Source organism: Mucilaginibacter sp. GW821-FHT07G05 (assembly GCF_059418565.1).
This window is the reverse complement of sequence record NZ_JBWKQC010000001.1, coordinates 1,005,421-1,023,614: the sequence shown is the minus strand read 5'-3', so window position 1 is coordinate 1,023,614 and position 18,194 is coordinate 1,005,421. Positions and strand designations below refer to the sequence as shown.

Below are 18,194 nucleotides of genomic sequence, written 5' to 3'. Positions count from 1 at the left end.
CATGACAGATCATTACTTTGAAAACGCGCTGGTTAACCTTCACTATTACCAATTTGGTAATGGCGAACAAAAAATGCTGTGTTTTCATGGTTACGGGATGCACGGGAAGCAATTCAAGCTTTTTGAAGATACCGTGTTAAGTTCTAAATACACCTTTTACGGTTTCGATCTCTTCTTTCATAAGCAAACCAAACTGAAAGATCAGAGCCTTGCTACTGTTAAACAAGGCATCACCAAAAAACAACTGGCCGACCTGATCACTGATTTTTGCAGGCACGAGCAGATAGACCGTTTTTCGGTGATCGGCTACTCTATGGGTACACATTACGCTACAGTAGTAGTTGAAGAACTGGCCGATAGGATAGATGAATACATCGCGATAGCGCCATCATCAATTAACCCGGGGACATTGGTTACCTTTTTCAGTAAGAACAAGTTAGGCAACCGCATATTAAGTAAGCTGGCCTTAAGCGAAACCGCGCTCATAAAAATGCTGGGCTTTAGCAGGCGACTTGGCTTTTTAGATGATATAGGCTACAAAATACTCTTCAACGAGATCAATACGCCCGAACTTCGCTTTAATTTTTATGCCTGCTTTACCTATTTACGCTTTTTTGAAACCAACGAGCCTAAATTGATACAGGCCCTGGATGCGCAAAACATCAAAAGCATTTTTATATTTGGCAAACGCGATAAAATGTATCCGCCTGCTATGGGCAAGACATTCATTGCTAAAGTTAAAAATGCGGAAGTAATTGTACTGGATGAGAACCACGAGATGATCAACCAGAATTTTGTATCCGCATTATCGGCTGTATTGTTATGATCATCAAATCAAAACCACTTCCTTTATACCTGTTAAAACTGGCGGCTTATTTTTTATCGCTGGTGTTTAAATATCGCTTCAATAAAGTTATTGTAAGACCTGCCGATGTAAAACCCGATCATTCGTACATACTAATGTGTAACCACTTTAGTTTTTGGGATGGTTTGTTCGCCTTTTACCTGGCTATATATGGCATTCATAAACAGCAAAACGTTAAGGCTTTATATGTAATGTCGGTTAAAAAACAAATGGAAAAAAAGTGGTGGCTGCGGTACATCGGTTCATTCTCTATTGAGCCCGGCAAACGTTCGGTACAGCAAAGTTTGGAGTATGCCGCCGAAGTGCTAAGTACCCCCGGCAATGTATTACTCTATTATCCGCAAGGAAACTTAGAAACCAGCCATATCAGGCATATCGTATTTAAGGAGGGGATACTGGAGATCGTACAGCGCATTAAAGGCAATTGCCAGCTGATATGGAGCAGTAACCTAACCGATTACTTTGAAAGCCTTAAAGCATCGCTCTATTTCAACATGTACAATTGTGGTACCAACCACGATTTTGATTTTGATGAACTGAAAGCCAAAGTGAACCAATACCATCTGCAAGCCATCCAAAAAAACATCCGCTTTACGGATGAACCCGAAGCTTAATTATTTGCCCAGTCTTTTCAGTCCGTCTTTGGCCTCGTTATCAATACTGCTTTTGTATTCATGGTCGTCCATATCAATGGCCTGCTTGTAAAAGCTGGCCGCACGTGGGTAATCCTTTTTTCGCTCGTATATGTAGCCTATACTTAGTGCCGCGTTAGCCGCGTAATAATAGCTGGTTTTTTTACCCAGGTTAATAGCCTGCTGATAGTTTTGCAAGGCTTCGTTATCATGTTCCATTCGGTCGTACACACGACCAAGGCGGTAGTAAAACTCTATTTTATCCCTTAATAGCTTAAAGGTGTTTACCTTTTCGTCCTTTAACTCGGCCAACGCTTTGTTGTAATAGCCGCCATCAAAATAGAAACGGGCACGCAGTAAATCCGTATCGGGTGGGGCATCGTTGGCTTCTTTTAAGGCTTGTTTATCTTTCTCGTCAACCGCGTAACCTTTGGCGCGTACCTGTTTCAGGTAGTAATCGTACTTGGCATTGTCGCCTTTCAGCAGGTAAAAATAAGCCAGTTTAAGATAGGTGTCTTTAATGAAATTGATGCCCTTATAGCTGCGCAGGTAATTGTTCAAGTATACGTAAGCATCGGTATCCAGCCGGTTAAGTTTGGCATTGCCCAGCAAGTAATCAATAGGCGGCATGTCAATATAAATAGTTGATGCAGGTGCCGATTTTAAAAAGTTGATAGCCTCTTCGTTATGCGCGCTTTTGAAGGCCACGTAGCCTTGCAGGTAACTTTTAAGCAGACTCTTGCTATCCATATCGGCTACATAGCCGATCAGTTTATCGTAGCTGTTTTTATTATGCAGTACATCAATATTAATGTAACACAAAAAGAAGATCACTTCATCTTTAAACAGCTCATACTTTGATTTTGGTAACTCCAAACGCAACGCTTCTAACTGTTTAATACCGGTTGGTGCATTGCCCGTCATCCCCAAAAAACTGGTAATGCCTTTCATATTGGAGGGTATCGATCCGAAGATGACGTTCACCAACGCTATGCCCTTTTTATTGGGTGTAAAATCAGGGAACTTTTTGGTGTTTTCTTTAAGCAGGTTGCTCGCTTTCTTCAAATCGCGGGCTGATGAAAGGTAGTCGCCGAAACGGCCTTTCAGCAGTCCCCATTGCAGGTAAACCTCGGCCTGGGTATATAAGTAGTAGGGTGATTTTTCGTCGCTGTTATCTTCCAAAGCCGATAACCTGTCCGATCGGTAATCTTTCAGCCTTTCGTAGTCGTTCTTATTATCTGATGCCATCAGGCTAAAAAAATCCACATAGTTTTCCAGCATTACAATGATCCCGTTTTTAGGGTCATGCTGTTTTTCTTTCTGTATCAGCTGCCTCGCCTCGTTAATACGCAGACTGATAATGGCTTCGTAAGCATTAACGCAATTGGCATTAAAGTTAAAATTGGCGTAAGTACTCACGCTGCAAACACAAAAGAAAAAGAACAGTAGCAGATGTTTTTTGGTCATGATAGGGCCAAAGATATTTAAAAATGTGATTTAGGGGATTAAGCCCCGCGGCTTAAACTATTCAACGATAATACTTGCAATAAGTTGCAACAAAAAAGCCGCCCGGTATAATACACGGGCGGCTTTGATATTGTTTCGGTTAACCTTATATCAGGTTAACACTGCGGTTAACAAACTCGGTTAACTCGGCACCGGTTAATAAACCTTGCGATAACAAGGCCAGGTCAAACGCTTGCTTGGCCAGTTGCGCTTGTCTACCTGCATCTTCGGTTTCCAGTATGCGGGTAATCAGTTTGTGGTTACCGTTCACTATCACCTTGTAGTTATCAGGCATGCTGCCGTAAAAGCCCATACCGCCGCCCATAGCTGCCATGTCTTTCATGCGGCGCATAAACTCGTCCATGGTAACGGTTACAGGCAGTTCTTCGGGGCTAAGGCTTTCCAGCTCAACTTTGTAAGCCGGTTTGCTGATAGCGCTATCGAAGATCTCTTTTACTTTGGTTGATTGCTCTTCTGTTAAAATAGTTTCCAGCGTAATGTCCTTTTTGATCAGTTTATCGGCAACATCGGCATCAACACGTTTTAACGATGTTTTCTCCAGTTTTTGCTCTAAATGACTGATGAAGTGGTTATCGATAGGCGAATCCATCTGCAAAATATCGTAACCCTTTTTATTGGCCGATTGGATGAATGAATCCTGCTTAGCCGGATCATTAGTGTACAGATAGATCAGCTGACCATCTTTATCTGTTTGTGTAGCTTCAACTTTGTCTTTATACTCGTTAAGGGTATAGTTTTCTTTAGCGGTGTTGGTTAACAAAACAAAATCTTTGGCTTTATCATAAAACTTGTCTTCGCTTACCAAACCGTACTTCACGAATAAACCAATGTCGGTCCATTTTTCTTCGTAGGCTTTGCGGTCGGCTTTAAACAGTTCGGCTAATTTATCAGCTACCTTTTTGGTGATGTAGGTATTGATCTTTTTAACGTTGCTATCGGCCTGTAAGAAACTACGTGATACGTTCAGCGGAATATCCGGTGAATCGATAACGCCATGCAATAGCATTAAAAATTCCGGAACGATGTCTTTTACCTCGTCGGTAATGAATACCTGGCGCGAGAATAATTTGATCTTATTACGTTGGGTATCAAAATCGTTCTTGATTTTAGGGAAATACAATACACCGGTAAGGTTGAAAGGGTAATCAACATTCAGGTGGATCCAGAACAAAGGATCTTCAGAGAAAGGATAAAGCTCTTTGTAGAACTTCAGGTAATCTTCGTCCTTCAATTCGTTCGGTGCTTTTGTCCAGATAGGGTTGGTATCATTGATGATGTTATCAACCTCAATAGTTTTGTATTTGGTTTTACCTTCTTCGTCAACACCGTCTTCTTCTTCCTGCTCGTTAGCGCCAAATTTAATAGGCACAGGTAAAAATTTACAGTATTTATCCAGTATCTGCTGTAGTTTACCCTTCTCTAAAAACTCTTCAGATTCGGCGTTTACATGCAGGGTAATTTCGGTACCGCGCTCTTCCAGTATACCTTCGCCAATTTCAAACTCGGTGCTGCCATCGCATACCCAGTAAGCAGGCTCGGCGCCATCCTGGTACGATAAGGTTTGAATTTCAACCCTGTCGGCCACCATAAATGCCGAATAGAAACCTAAACCGAAGCGGCCGATGATCTCGTTGGCGTCTTTGGCTTCCTTAAATTTCTCCATAAACTCGGTAGCGCCCGAAAATGCGATCTGGTTGATGTATTTCTTGATTTCCTCGGCTGTCATACCGATACCGTTATCAGATATGGTGATGGTTTTAGCCTCTTTATCAACCGAAACTTCAACGCGCAGGTTGCTTGCATCGCCCGAATACTGACCTAATGATGCCAGTCTTTTCAGTTTTTGCGTAGCATCAACCGCGTTTGATACCAGCTCGCGCAAAAATATCTCGTTATCAGAGTACAGGAATTTTTTAATTATCGGAAAAATGTTCTCGGTGTGGATCGAGATCGTGCCTTTTTCTTGCATAATTCTATATGGTTATAAATTAAATGATCATTTGTTATCACGCAACCATCAAGGCTCGTTCCAAATGTAAGCAGGTTGTCAAATTGGCAGTAAGTGGTTAGCTTATCGCGGTTAACAACGCGTTAAAGCAGGCAACAATGTGTTCTTCGGTTTCTTTATCCGTCACATTGCCATCATTATCCATTTTTGAGCGGATGTAGGGGATACACAGAGCCGCGCCCTCAACCACGTTTGCCGATAGCGCGCCAAGCGTAAGCAGGAGCGAGGCATGGGCATTGTGCCCTACAGACGAAGCAGTAATTAGAGCCACAGGTTTATCAACCAGTGTACTGCTGGATACCAGCCAATCCAAAGCGTTTTTGAGCGAGCCGGGCACACCAAAAGCGTATTCAGGCGTACAGATCAGTACCGCGCCGGCCATGGTAAGCAATTGGCGCAAGTCAACAACTTCATCAGGCGGGTTATCATTATCCAGGCCCGGATCAAAAGGCGGGATATTTCTTAGCCGGTTATAAATAACATATTCAATAGTATCCGGGCAAAGCGTTTTGATAAAATTAAGGATAGCATGATTGGTTGAACCATCGCGCAAGCTGCCCGATATGGCTATGATTTTTAAACGGTTGGTAGCCATTAATACGGTTAAAACTGCATGATGAATGAAGAACCCTTGCCCTCGGTTGATTGTACCTGTATGTTGCCTTTATGCAGCAGCATAATCTGTTTACACAAGCTTAAACCAATACCGCTGCCTGTTTTACGGGTACTGAAAAATGGAATAAATATCTTATCTAAGAGTTCAGGTGGCATGCCTAAGCCATTGTCGCTCACCTTAACTAAGGTTTTATTTTTTTGTATTTCTGCGGATAGGGTGATCTGCGGATGCTCGCGGTCTTTAACGGCCTCAATAGCATTTACCAGCAGGTTGATCAGCACCTGTTCCACCAAATTAATATCGGCCTCAATAGCCAGTGCAGGGTCGCGGAGGATGATGTCGAGCTCTATGCGTTTTTTATCCAGTGTAGGGCGCATGAGGCTGTTCATATTCTCAAACATATCGCGCACCATTACCTTGTCCAAATCGAGCTTGGTAATTTTGTTAAGGCTGCGGTAGCTTTCGGTAAACTTAAGCAAACCCTCGCTTCGGCGTTTAATGGTGTCAATACCCAGCTCAATATCTTCCAGTTCGTCGCTGATATCGCTATTGGCAATCTCAGGGCTTTGCAGGCGGTTCTTCAGGGTATCGGCCAGTGACGAAATAGGGGCTACCGAGTTCATGATCTCGTGCGTCATTACGTTCAGTAATTTCGACCAGGCCTTTGATTCGGTTTCGTCCAAAGCTTCGCTCACGTTTTGAAAGGCCAATAACTTGCTCGTTTTATTATCAGTACGCATCAGGCTGGCGGTGATGAGTATTTTTACCAGTTGCTGATCACGCGTAATGGTGAGTACTTTGTTATCGCCCGGTTTTAATTGGGTGATCTCATCATACAAGCCATGGTCACGTTTTTCGAGTGATTGTATCGATTTGAGGTAGGGGACGTCAATCAGTTTCTTGAACGAATCGTTTGTCCAGTTCACTTCGCCGCCGTCCTGCTCGTACGATAGTATGCCGGTATCAACCAGTTCGAGTATCTTTTGCAGGTATTGGTATTGGGTTTCGCGTTCGCGGGTAATTTGCTTAAAGGTGGCGTTGATCTCATTAAAACCATGGCGAAGCGGCTTTAGTTCGTTAGGTGCTTTGCGTACATCAAAATGCCTCGAAAAATCGCGGTATTGAATGGCCTCAACAAATTGCTCCACTTCATCCTGCGCCTTTTTCTGAAAATGGATCATGCGCGATATGATATACAGCAGCAGCGGCCCGGTGATCATTAAAAACAGGTACTTCCCGTTGATAACAACTAAGCAGGTGGCCGTAACTACAATAAACAAGGCCACCACACGAAGCAGCAGCCGCCATTCGTAACTTTTATATATCATACTTGCTTAATCTGCGATAGAGGGCCGTACGGGTTAAACCCAGCTCTTTGGCGGCGCGGGTAATATTGCCGTTGTGCTTTTCAATAACACGTAATATGGCGTTCTTTTCCAGTGTGCTTAACGGAATATTGTCTTTCTCTTCCTGTATCTCATTGCTGGTTTCCAGTACCGAGAATAGCAGGTCGTCGGCCTTTAAAATATGTTCATCGGCCATAATTACGGCACGCTCAATGGTATACTGCAACTCGCGCACGTTACCCGGATAGTTATACGATTTTAGCTTTTGCAATGCCGCTGCCTCAAACTCCATAGTTGGTTTAAGGTATTTATTGGCATATAGTTTAGCGAAATGCTTGGCCAGTATTACAATATCCTCATTACGGCGGCGCAGCGGTGGCATAGTAATTTCAACGGTGTTGATGCGGTAAATTAAATCCTTACGGAAATGGTTTTCGTTAGCCAACTCATACAGCGGCACGTTGGTTGCGCATATCAACCTGATGTCCACATCTACCGGGCGGTTGGTGCCTAAACGTGTTACCTGCCTGTTTTGCAGTACGGTGAGCAGCTTAGCCTGTTGTTGCAGGCTGATGTTACCAATTTCATCTAAAAACAAGGTGCCTCCCTGTGCTTCTTCAAAGCGGCCCATGCGATCCTCACGAGCATCGGTAAACGCGCCTTTCTTGTGGCCGAACAACTCACTCTCGAAAAGTGTGTCGGTCAACGCGCCAACATCTACCTTAACAAAGGGTTTATCGGCACGCAACGAGCGCTCGTGTATGGCCTTTGCCATCAAATCCTTACCCGTTCCGTTTTCGCCCAGTATCAATATGTTGGCATCGGTAGGGGCTATTTTGTTTACCTTGTAAAATATATCCTGCATTACATCGGCCTCGCCCAGTATGGCCTGGTCGCCGGCTTTGCTTTTTACCGATGCTTTGGCAGGCTTTGCGCCGCCTTCTTTTTTATCGAGCAGGTCGGTAATGGTATCAATCAGTTTTTCGTTATGCCATGGCTTAACAATAAAATCGTTAGCGCCCTCTTTTAACGAACGTACCGCGAGGTCGATATCGCCGTAAGCGGTTATCATAATAACGCATACGTTGGGTTTCCATTCCTTCACCTTCCGCAGCCAGTAAATACCCTCATTGCCGGTGTTAATGGCGCTGTTATAATTCATGTCAAGCAGCACCAGATCAACCTGGTTACGTTGCAGCAGCCAGTTTATATTTTCCGGATTCTTCTCGGTAATAATTTCCTGTACGGCCGGTTTAAGCAACAGCTTTACCGCGGTAAGTACATCGGGGTCATCATCAACAATTAAAACGGTAGCTTTCTTAAGTATCATTGGTGCTGTTGGTTTATTTATATCGTATTAAGGTGTTAAAATAGGTATTTTTTCGCATTTATAAATTTAAGCGACCTGCAATTGTACGCTTTTTAACTGTACTCAAATACCCAAAACAGTAACCAAATATCCAAAATATTGAAATACAGCATATTATTAAAACAGGCCTAAAATACACTGTATCATAACCGTACACCTGATGTAACAATAGCGTACGGTATTATTTAATAATACTCATGTAAAATACTGAAAAACAGTATTTTAATTTATGGCATATCTTTTTGTATCTGTTGTTCAAATATTAATAAAATACTGTGGACAGAATTATAGAAAAAAAGAAGTGGAACTCTAAAAAGATAATGACCATTGCCGGCATTACCGCTATTGTAGCGCTTGTTGCGGGCAGTATATTTTTCACCTCCGGTAAAAGCAAATTGAATGTTGATGTTGAACGTATTACCATCAGTGAAATTAAAAAAGGCCCTTTTCAGGAGTTTATACCTGTTAATGGCGTGGTAATGCCGCTTACTACTATTTACCTGGATGCCATTGAAGGCGGCCGGGTTGAAAAGAAATTTGTAGAAGACGGTGCCACCATGAAAAAAGGCGACCCGATACTTAAACTGGCCAATACCGATCTGGAGCTTAGCCTGGCCAATCAGCAAACTTCGGTATTTGATGTATTAACCCAAATGCAAATTTCGCGTTCGCAGGCGCAGCAAAATACCATCGGCAAGCTAAATCAAATGGCCGATGTTGACAATGCTCTTAAAGAAGCAGACCGTATATATAAACTGAATAAAAAATTATACGCGCAAAAAGCTATCGGCTTGCAGGAGTTTCAATCATCTGAAAATACTTATAACTACCAGTTACGCCGTAAAAAACTGGCATCTGACATATTAAAACAAGATACCATATCGGTTAGCAAGCAATTGCAGCAATCAAACGAATCATACGCCAACATGAAGGCTACTTTAGAGCTGATGCGCAAAAAGGTAGGCGACCTGATAGTACGCGCACCGGTTGATGGTCAGCTTACCTCAATGGATGCCGAAATAGGGCAGAGCAAAAATAAAGGTGAGCGTTTAGGGCAGATCGACGTGCTTTCGGGCTTTAAGGTAAAGGTTGATATTGACGAGCACTACCTGTCGCGCATTTACAATGGCCTTGCAGGCGATTTTACTTTCGCTGATAAAACTTATAAACTGAAGATCAAGAAGGTATACAGCCAGATCACCAATGGCCGTTTCCAGGTTGATATGACCTTTGACGGTAAGGTGCCTGCGGGGATCCGCCGCGGCCAAACCCTGCAAATAAGGTTGGCATTAAGCGATGAAACACAAGCCGTACTGGTATCAAAAGGTGGTTTTTACCAACAAACCGGTGGCAGCTGGATCTTTAAACTAAGCGACGATGGTAAAACAGCTTACAGGGTTGATATACAACTGGGCAGGCAAAATCCTGATTATTACGAGGTAATGCAAGGTTTACAACCCGGCGATAAAGTAGTAACATCGAGCTACGAAACCTACGGCGATATGCAGGAACTGGTACTGAAAAAATAACGATAACTAATTATAAAACATAAATCACAATTAAAATTTAAAAGCCTTCCCGTTTCGGCGGGCAGGTTTTCAGGAGGGCCAAATGATAAAAATTACTGATCTCGAAAAATTTTACCGCACCGAAGAAGTTGAAACGGTTGCATTGAACAAACTATCAATGGAAGTTAACACCGGCGAATTTGTGGCCATCATGGGCCCATCGGGCTGTGGTAAATCAACCCTGTTGAACATACTGGGTATGCTCGACGATCCGGATGCGGGCAGCTACGTATTTAACGATATTGAGGTAGCCCACTTTACCGAGCGTAAACGTGCCGATCTGCGTAAGCACAACATAGGTTTCGTGTTTCAAAGCTTTAACCTGATTGATGAACTTACTGTATTTGAAAACGTTGAGCTGCCGCTGATTTATACCGGTGTACCTGCCGCCGAAAGGGTAACAAGGGTAGAAGAGGTATTGAAAAAAATGCAGATCATGCACCGCCGCAACCACTACCCGCAACAGTTATCGGGTGGTCAGCAACAGCGTGTGGCCATTGCCCGCGCGGTAGTAAACAAACCAAAACTGATACTTGCGGATGAGCCTACCGGTAACCTGGATAGCAGCAACGGTAACGAAGTAATGGAGCTTTTAACTGATTTGAACGAGCAAGGCACTACCATTATCATGGTAACGCACTCCGAGCACGATGCACGTTACAGCCACCGTATTATTCGCTTGCTTGATGGTAATACCGTTGTTGAGAATATCATGATCTGATCATAATAAAATTAAAACCGCCAATCACCTTTAAACCATGTTCAAAAATTACATTAAAATAGCCTGGCGAAACCTTTTACGTAATAAAGGTTTCGCTTTCACCAATTTGCTGGGGTTAACTATAGGTATCACCTGTACCATGTTTATTTTTTTGTGGGTAAAGGATGAGGTGTCGTTTGATAAGTTTCATAAAAACTACGATAATATTTACCAGGCAATAGCCACCCGCGATTTTAAGAACAACATTTTTACCGACGAGAACATGGTGTTCCCGCTGGCACCAGCGCTGCAAAACGATTATCCGCAAATTGAACATGTAACCTGTGTATCGCAAACCCAGGGCAGCCTGATTGAGTATAACAACACACGTTTAAAACGCGACCTGCTGTTTGTGAGCAATGGCTTTCTTGATGTTTTTTCTTGGAAGTTTATCAAGGGGAACGCGGCAAACGCGCTTGCCGATCCGTCGTCTATCGTTATCACACAATCATTCGCTAAGGCGTTTTTTGGGGATGCCGACCCAATGAACAAAACGCTGAAAATAAATACCGGCGAAACCGCGAAAATTACCGGCGTAGTTGCCGACCCTCCGGGCAACTCTACCATAAAATTTGACGGATTAAGGCCGTTCAATTATTCAACTGAAGAAAGCAAACGTAACATGAATGAGTGGGTAAACTCATCGTGGTACGTTTATATCAAAGCCAAACCGGGTACTACTAACGCTGCGTTGGATAAAATTGTGCACGGCGAGATGAAAAAGCACCAGCCCGACGAAAAGTTTAGCACCTACTTTACCTACCCCATGAGCAAGTGGCATCTTTACCATGAATTTAAAGATGGTAAAAATGTTGGCGGTATGATAGAGTATGTGCGCCTGTTCACCATTATAGCGCTGGTTATTTTGCTGATAGCCTGCGTCAACTTCATGAACCTGTCTACCGCGCGCAGCGAGAAGAGGGCAAAAGAGGTTGGGATCCGCAAAACATTAGGCTCAAACAAAAAACAACTGATACTGCAATTTTTTGCCGAATCAACCATATTGACAACGATAGCTTTCGCGCTTTCTGTCATAATTGTGTTGGCATTAACCCCGATGTTCAACCAGTTGGTTAATAAACAGCTAAGCATCAACTTTGCCGAGCCTTTATTTTGGATAGGGGCATTAATTATAGTCGTATTTACAGGTATTACAGCGGGTAGTTACCCGGCCCTGTACCTTTCATCTTTCAACCCGATAAAGGTTTTGAAAGGCACTATAATGGTAGGCAAAAGCGCGATTATGCCAAGGCGCATATTGGTAGTTGGCCAATTTGTAATGTCGATACTGTTGATATCGGCCACTATAATTATTTACCAGCAGATACAACACGTAAAAAACCGAAATACAGGTTACAATGCTGATAACCTGATCATGATACCTGCCACCGGGGCTGCCAATAAGAACTTTGACGTGATTAAGCAGGAAATGCTTAAAACAGGCTTGGTTAGTGGGGTAACACGCACATTTTCGCCCATTACTGATATATGGTGGACTACTGCCGGCCCTGACTACCCGGGCAGACCTACAGGTTCAACCATTATTTTCTCGGGCATGTCTGCCGATAGGGATTTTACCAAAACAATGGGCGTAAAAATTTTGGAAGGACGCGATTTTGATGGCAGTCCTGCCGATAGCGCCAATGTGCTGCTCAATAAAGCCGCCGTTGAAGCCATGAATCTGAAACAGCCATTAGGCACAACGTTGCGCTACGATAAAACACTCCTTCATGTAATTGGCGTTACTGATAATATCATCATGTCGTCGCCCTATGAAACCGTAAGGCCGATGATCACTTATTTTGGCCGTGGTTTAAACTGGGTAAATGTGAGACTTAACCAGGGTGTGCAGCCTCAAAAAGCGATAGCCGCTTTTGAAAACATTTATAAAACCTACAGCCCCGATGATCTTTTTGAGTACCAGTTTGTTGACACCGAGTTCGGCAAAAAATTCGCTACCGAAGAACTGATCAGCCGGGTGACCAACATTTTCGCAGGCCTTGCCATATTTATCTGCTGCCTTGGCTTAGCAGGTTTGGCATCGTTCACTATCGAAAAACGGATCCGTGAGATAGGTATTCGCAAGGTGCTGGGTGCCAGTATTCAACAAGTGCTGGTACTGATATCAAAAGAATTTATGAAACTGGTATTTGTAGCCTTTGTAATAGCGGTGCCTTTAACCTGGTGGCTAATGTACAACTGGCTGCAAAAATACACCTACCACATTAATGTAAGCATTTGGATGTTCGGCATAGTAGGCCTGTTCATACTGCTGCTCACGCTGACGGTAGTAGTGCTCAATACCTTCAGGGCGGCATCAAGCAACCCTGTAAAAAGCCTGAAGAGCGAGTAAGGGGAGCTGAAAGCTGAAAGGATAAAGCTGAAAGGTAAAAGGAGAAAGGTTAAAGCGGAAAGCTAAAAGCGAAAAGCAATGACTGAATGCCCAATGACAGCATAGCTCAATGACTAATGACTAAATGACTAATAAACATGATTCGTAACTACATAAAAACAGCATTCCGCAACCTTCGTAGCAATAAGGGCTTTACAGCTATTAACATAGGTGGCCTGGCGCTGGGGCTTGCCGCGTGTTTGCTGATCGTTTTTTATGTGGTTGATGAGCTTAGTTACGATCGTTACAATATCAATGCCGACAGGATCTATCGTGTAAACGAAGACCTAAAATTCGGTAATAACAGCGTTTTATACGCGGTAGCTATGCCGCCGCTGGCCGATGCTTTAAAAGCGGACTTTCCGCAGGTAGAGAACGCGGTACGTATCAGGAATGCGGGTACTTATCATATAAAAAAGGATGGTATCAACATTAAAGAGAACAAGGTTGCCTACGCTGATCCGGCTATATTTAAAGTGTTTACCCTGCCGGTGATCAATGGCGATGCGGCGACAGCGCTTTCGGAACCGAATACTATTGTACTTACCGAAACATCTGCCAAAAAATATTTTAACAGCACCAATGTAGTAGGTAAAACCCTGCTGATAGACGATCATATCAACTTTAAGGTGACCGCGGTAATAAAAGATATCCCAAAGCAATCGCATTTTAATTTCGATTTTTTTGTATCCATGACCACCTGGCCCGATAGCCATACCAACCAGTGGCTGCGCAGCGATTATAATACCTATGTATTACTTCGCGAAGGTGCCGATGCCAAAAAGTTTGAGGGTGCTTTACAAGGGTTTTTAAATAAGCACAGCGCCGCCGAAATGCAATCGGACCTTAACATGTCTATCGATGGTTTTGAAAAGAACGGTAACTATTTCAGGCTGAATTTAACACCGCTTACTGATATTCACCTGCGCTCTAATCGTACCGGCGAGCTTAGTCCTAACAGTACCTTACAGTATGTATACATATTTTCGGCGATAGCCTTGTTTATCCTCATCATCGCCTGCGTAAACTTCATGAATTTGGCGACCGCCCGCTCTGCAAACCGGGCACGTGAGGTAGGAGTACGTAAGGTTTTGGGTTCGTCGCGCGGATACCTCGTAGCCCAGTTCTTAACCGAATCGGTAATGGTTACTTTGGCCGCTACCCTTATTGCCTGTGTGGTGGCCTTGCTGTCGTTGCCTTATTTTAACGATCTGGCAGGTAAAGAGATTGTGGTAAGTGCGCAAGCCTTAAAATGGCTGGTACCAACATTAATTTTAATTGTAGTGATAGTAGGGGCATTGGCAGGTTCTTACCCGGCGTTTTACCTGTCGGCATTTCAGCCTATCAATGTGTTAAAAGGTAAATTGGCCAACGGCTTTAAAAACGGGATGCTGCGTAGTTCGCTGGTTGTATTTCAGTTTGCCATATCTATCGTGCTCATTATAGGTACGCTGGTGATTCATAATCAACTTAACTACATTCAAACCAAAAATCTGGGTTACAACCGCGAGCAGGTGCTTATAGTACAAAACGCGTTTGAACTGAACGACCAGGCCTGGATATTTAAAGACGAAGTAAAACAGCTGCCCGGTGTAAGCAATGCTACACTTACCGGCTTTTTACCTACGTCGCGCTGGCATAATACTTCTATGTTCTATAAAGATGCCACGCTCGATCCGAAGAAATCTCTATTCCCGGAAACCTGGCAAATTGATGACGACTACATCAGCACCCTTAATATGAAAATGGTTGCCGGGCGTAGTTTTTCTAACCGGATGCCTACCGATTCATTGGGTGTTATCATCAATGAAACCGCTGCCAAGTTTCTGGATATGAAAGAGCCATTGAACAAGGTTCTTTACCGTTCGTTAGGGGGCAAGCATGCGGCCGAAAACGTTAAAGTATATCATATAGTAGGCGTGGTTAAAGATTTTCACTTTAGCTCGCTGCGCGAAAATATTGCACCCGTGGTAATGGTGATGGACAAAAACAACGGGGCTTTAAGTATTAAAGTAAACAGCGCGAACATTAAGGATGTGATCGCCAAAGTTGAGGACAGGTGGAAAACCATCGCCCCAAGCATAAAAATGGACTTCTCGTTCATGGATCAGGATTTCGATGCCTCGTACCGTGCCGAACAACGTGTAGGACAAATATTTTTGATTTTCACTACACTGGCCATCATCATCGCTTGCTTAGGTTTATTTGGCCTGGCTGCCTATGCCGCCGAGCAGCGCACCAAGGAGATAGGTATCCGTAAAATATTGGGCGCCAGTATATCGGGCATAGTGGGTATGTTATCTAAAGATTTCCTGAAACTGGTATTTATCGCCATACTGATAGCCACGCCTTTAGCCTGGTACATGATGTACAAATGGCTGCAGGATTTTGCCTACCGCGAAACCATCCACTGGTGGGTAATAGCCACAGCCGGTGGAGCAGCCATAATAGTAGCGTTTTTAACTATCGGTTTCCAATCAATAAAAGCAGCACTCATCAATCCGGTGAAGAGCTTGCGGAGCGAATAGGGGTTGAAAGGCGGAAAGCTGAAAGGTTAAAGCAGAAAGCGAAAAGGAGAAAGCTAAAACAATGACTGAATGACCATTGACCGATGACTAAAAACAAATGACGAATAATAATGACCATCGACTAATGACCCAATAATATGATCAGAAACTACATAAAAACAGCATTTCGCAGCCTTAGTAAAAATAAGGGTTTTACTGCCATCAATATTTTAGGTTTGGCTTTAGGGCTGGCTACCTGCTTGCTGATTGTTTTTTATGTGGTTGATGAGTTAAGTTATGATCGTTATAATACCAGGGCCGAAAGAATATACCGTGTAAATATTGATGTTAAATTTGGTGGTAACGCCAACTCTTACGCGGCTATTGAATTGGCACTGGCCGGTGCATTGAATACTGACTTTCCGGAAGTAGAGAAAGCGATAAGAATGCGCCAGCCTAAGTTTGTATACACTTATCCTAATAAATTTCAGGTAAAAAAGAATGGCGAAAACATAACGGAGAACAATGTAATATTTACCGAATCGGGCATATTTGATGTATTTACCCTGCCGCTGCTTAATGGCGGGCATGCAAATAGTTTAACAGCCCCGCATACTGCCGTAATTTCCGAAAGCATCGCCCAAAAATACTTTGACAGAACAGATGTTGTAGGGCAAACTTTAACCCTTAACGACACCAGTAATTTTACTATTACCGGCGTAATGCAGAATATGCCAAGGCAATCGCACTTCAGGTATGATATCTTTTTATCATTGGCTACGTTGCCCGAAAGCAGTCAGCCTAATTGGAATGGCGGCGGCTGGCAAACTTATGTATTGTTAAAGCCGGGTGCCAATGTAGCGAAACTAACAACAGCCATTCAGGCCGAAGCCGAAAAGCACTTTACAGTGAAGGGAAACGGCAACTATGCCCGCCACAATCTTACAGCCCTTACCAATATTCACCTGCACAGCGATATGCAGCAGGAACTCAGCGCTAATGGTAGTATACAGTATGTATACATATTTTCGGCCATTGCCATATTTATATTGCTCATCGCCTGCGTAAACTTTATGAACCTTTCAACCGCCCGTTCTGCTAATAGGGCTAAAGAAGTTGGTGTTCGTAAAGTGTTGGGTTCTGCACGCAAATACCTTATAGCGCAGTTCTTAACCGAATCTGTACTGGTTACGCTGGTATCAACCATCATAGCGGTATTGGTAGCCTGGGCTATGCTGCCCTTCTTTAACCGGATGGCCGGTAAGGAGCTGAGCATTACGTTGCAAACTTTTTACTGGTTGCTGCCGGCGCTTATACTAATTGTTGTGGTGATCGGTAGCCTTGCGGGTTCGTATCCGGCGTTCTTCCTGTCGGCTTTTCAACCGATAGAGGTGTTGAAGGGAAAGGTGTCCACCGGTTTTAAAGGCGGCTTTCTGCGTAGCTTCCTGGTGGTTTTCCAATTTTCGGTTTCAGTTTTTCTGATCATCGGTACACTGATTATTTATGATCAGCTTAACTATATACATACCAAAAGCCTGGGTTATAACCGCAGTCAGGTGTTGATCATTAAAGATCTGGAAAGCCTGGGCAGTCAGGCCAAGATATTAAAGCAGGAAGTTAAGCAACTTCCCGGTGTGGTAAATACCACCATGACCACCTTTGTGCCAACCGGCACCGACCGTAATATGACGGCACTGTTCCCCGAACAGGTGATAGACCAAAAGCAAGCCGTGCTTACCGAGTTTTGGCCGGTTGATGAAAGCTACATCAATACGATGGATATAAAGCTGATAGCAGGTCGTAATTTTTCTGATCAGATGGCCACTGATTCATCTGCCGTTATCGTAAACGAAGCCTACGCCAAGTTATTAGGCGAAAAAGATCCGCTGAATAAAAACATCTATCGCAACAGCTTCGGTATACAGCAATATCATATAGTGGGGGTAATGAAAGATTTTCATTTCAACTCGCTGCGCGAAAATATAAGTCCGGTGGTGTTGTATTATGCTGAAGACAGGGGAGCGTTGAGTGTGCGTGTACATACTGCCGATATGCCTGCATTGCTATCTCAAATTGAAAGTAAATGGAAAGGCATATCGCCCAATCATCAGTTTGTTTATTCGTTTATGGATGAAGATTTTGATGCTGCTTACCGGGCAGAACAGCGCATCGGGAAGATATTTGTATCGTTTACCACGCTGGCTATAGCCATTGCCTGCCTCGGCCTGTTCGGCCTGGCGGCTTATGCTGCCGAACAACGCTCAAAAGAGATAGGCATACGTAAAGTACTCGGTGCAAGTATCTCTGCTATAGTGGGCATGCTTTCGTTAGATTTTATCAAACTGGTGTTTATCGCTATTGTAATAGCATCGCCACTGGCCTGGCTGGTTATGCAAAAATGGTTGCAGGACTATGCCTACCGTGTAAATATTCAGTGGTGGATAATAGCCGCCGCCGGTGGAGCAGCAATAATGGTAGCGTTTTTAACCATCAGTTTCCAATCGATAAAAGCCGCGCTCATCAATCCGGTGAAGAGCTTGCGGAGCGAATAGGTTAGAAAGGCGGAAAGCTGAAAGGTTAAAGCAGAAAGCGAAAAGAAATGAC

Annotated in this window: 12 protein-coding genes; 7 read left to right on the top strand and 5 right to left on the bottom strand. The window is 43.6% G+C overall.

The annotated features are described in order from the left end of the window. Position 1: 1 nt before the first annotated feature. Positions 2–826: an alpha/beta fold hydrolase gene (locus AC07NA_RS04110; RefSeq protein WP_494895902.1), complete on the top strand. Its 825-nt coding sequence runs from the start codon at positions 2–4 to the stop codon at positions 824–826. Continuing rightward, positions 823–1,479 carry a 1-acyl-sn-glycerol-3-phosphate acyltransferase gene (locus AC07NA_RS04105; protein WP_494895900.1) on the top strand — a complete coding sequence of 219 codons (657 nt, stop codon included), beginning with the start codon at positions 823–825 and terminating at the stop codon, positions 1,477–1,479. The genes AC07NA_RS04110 and AC07NA_RS04105 overlap by 4 nt, the downstream gene beginning before the upstream one ends. On the opposite strand, the gene AC07NA_RS04100 is transcribed toward AC07NA_RS04105, so the two are convergent. The 5 genes from AC07NA_RS04100 to AC07NA_RS04080 form a co-directional block, all read right to left on the bottom strand. After that, positions 1,480–2,964, bottom strand: coding sequence for a tetratricopeptide repeat protein (locus tag AC07NA_RS04100; protein WP_494895899.1), 1,485 nt, complete (start codon positions 2,962–2,964; stop codon positions 1,480–1,482). A gap of 145 nt (positions 2,965–3,109) precedes the next feature. Then, complete coding sequence (gene htpG, locus AC07NA_RS04095; RefSeq protein ID WP_494895897.1) at positions 3,110–4,993, bottom strand: molecular chaperone HtpG; 1,884 nt, start codon at positions 4,991–4,993, stop codon at positions 3,110–3,112. 97 nt (positions 4,994–5,090) lie between these two features. Further along, positions 5,091–5,627 carry an NADPH-dependent FMN reductase gene (locus AC07NA_RS04090; RefSeq protein ID WP_494895895.1) on the bottom strand — a complete coding sequence of 179 codons (537 nt, stop codon included), beginning with the start codon at positions 5,625–5,627 and terminating at the stop codon, positions 5,091–5,093. Between the two features lie 8 nt (positions 5,628–5,635). After that, complete coding sequence (locus AC07NA_RS04085) at positions 5,636–6,976, bottom strand: sensor histidine kinase (RefSeq protein ID WP_494895893.1); 1,341 nt, start codon at positions 6,974–6,976, stop codon at positions 5,636–5,638. Then, complete coding sequence (locus tag AC07NA_RS04080) at positions 6,966–8,324, bottom strand: sigma-54-dependent transcriptional regulator (protein ID WP_494895891.1); 1,359 nt, start codon at positions 8,322–8,324, stop codon at positions 6,966–6,968. Before AC07NA_RS04080 ends, AC07NA_RS04085 begins: the two co-directional genes overlap by 11 nt. A 314-nt stretch (positions 8,325–8,638) precedes the next feature. On the opposite strand from AC07NA_RS04080, the gene AC07NA_RS04075 reads away from it, so the two are divergent. The 5 genes from AC07NA_RS04075 (at position 8,639) to AC07NA_RS04055 (ending at position 18,142) form a co-directional block, all read left to right on the top strand. After that, complete coding sequence (locus tag AC07NA_RS04075) at positions 8,639–9,892, top strand: efflux RND transporter periplasmic adaptor subunit (RefSeq protein ID WP_494895890.1); 1,254 nt, start codon at positions 8,639–8,641, stop codon at positions 9,890–9,892. A gap of 82 nt (positions 9,893–9,974) precedes the next feature. Continuing rightward, complete coding sequence (locus AC07NA_RS04070) at positions 9,975–10,652, top strand: ABC transporter ATP-binding protein (RefSeq protein ID WP_494895889.1); 678 nt, start codon at positions 9,975–9,977, stop codon at positions 10,650–10,652. Between the two features lie 37 nt (positions 10,653–10,689). After that, on the top strand, positions 10,690–13,044 hold the full coding sequence (locus tag AC07NA_RS04065; protein ID WP_494895887.1) for an ABC transporter permease: 2,355 nt from the start codon (positions 10,690–10,692) through the stop codon (positions 13,042–13,044). Between the two features lie 137 nt (positions 13,045–13,181). Next, a complete protein-coding gene (locus AC07NA_RS04060; protein WP_494895886.1) occupies positions 13,182–15,611 on the top strand; it encodes an ABC transporter permease in 2,430 nt (809 codons plus the stop codon). Positions 15,612–15,748: 137 nt separating this feature from the next. Further along, positions 15,749–18,142 carry an ABC transporter permease gene (locus AC07NA_RS04055; protein WP_494895885.1) on the top strand — a complete coding sequence of 798 codons (2,394 nt, stop codon included), beginning with the start codon at positions 15,749–15,751 and terminating at the stop codon, positions 18,140–18,142. Positions 18,143–18,194 lie beyond the last annotated feature (52 nt).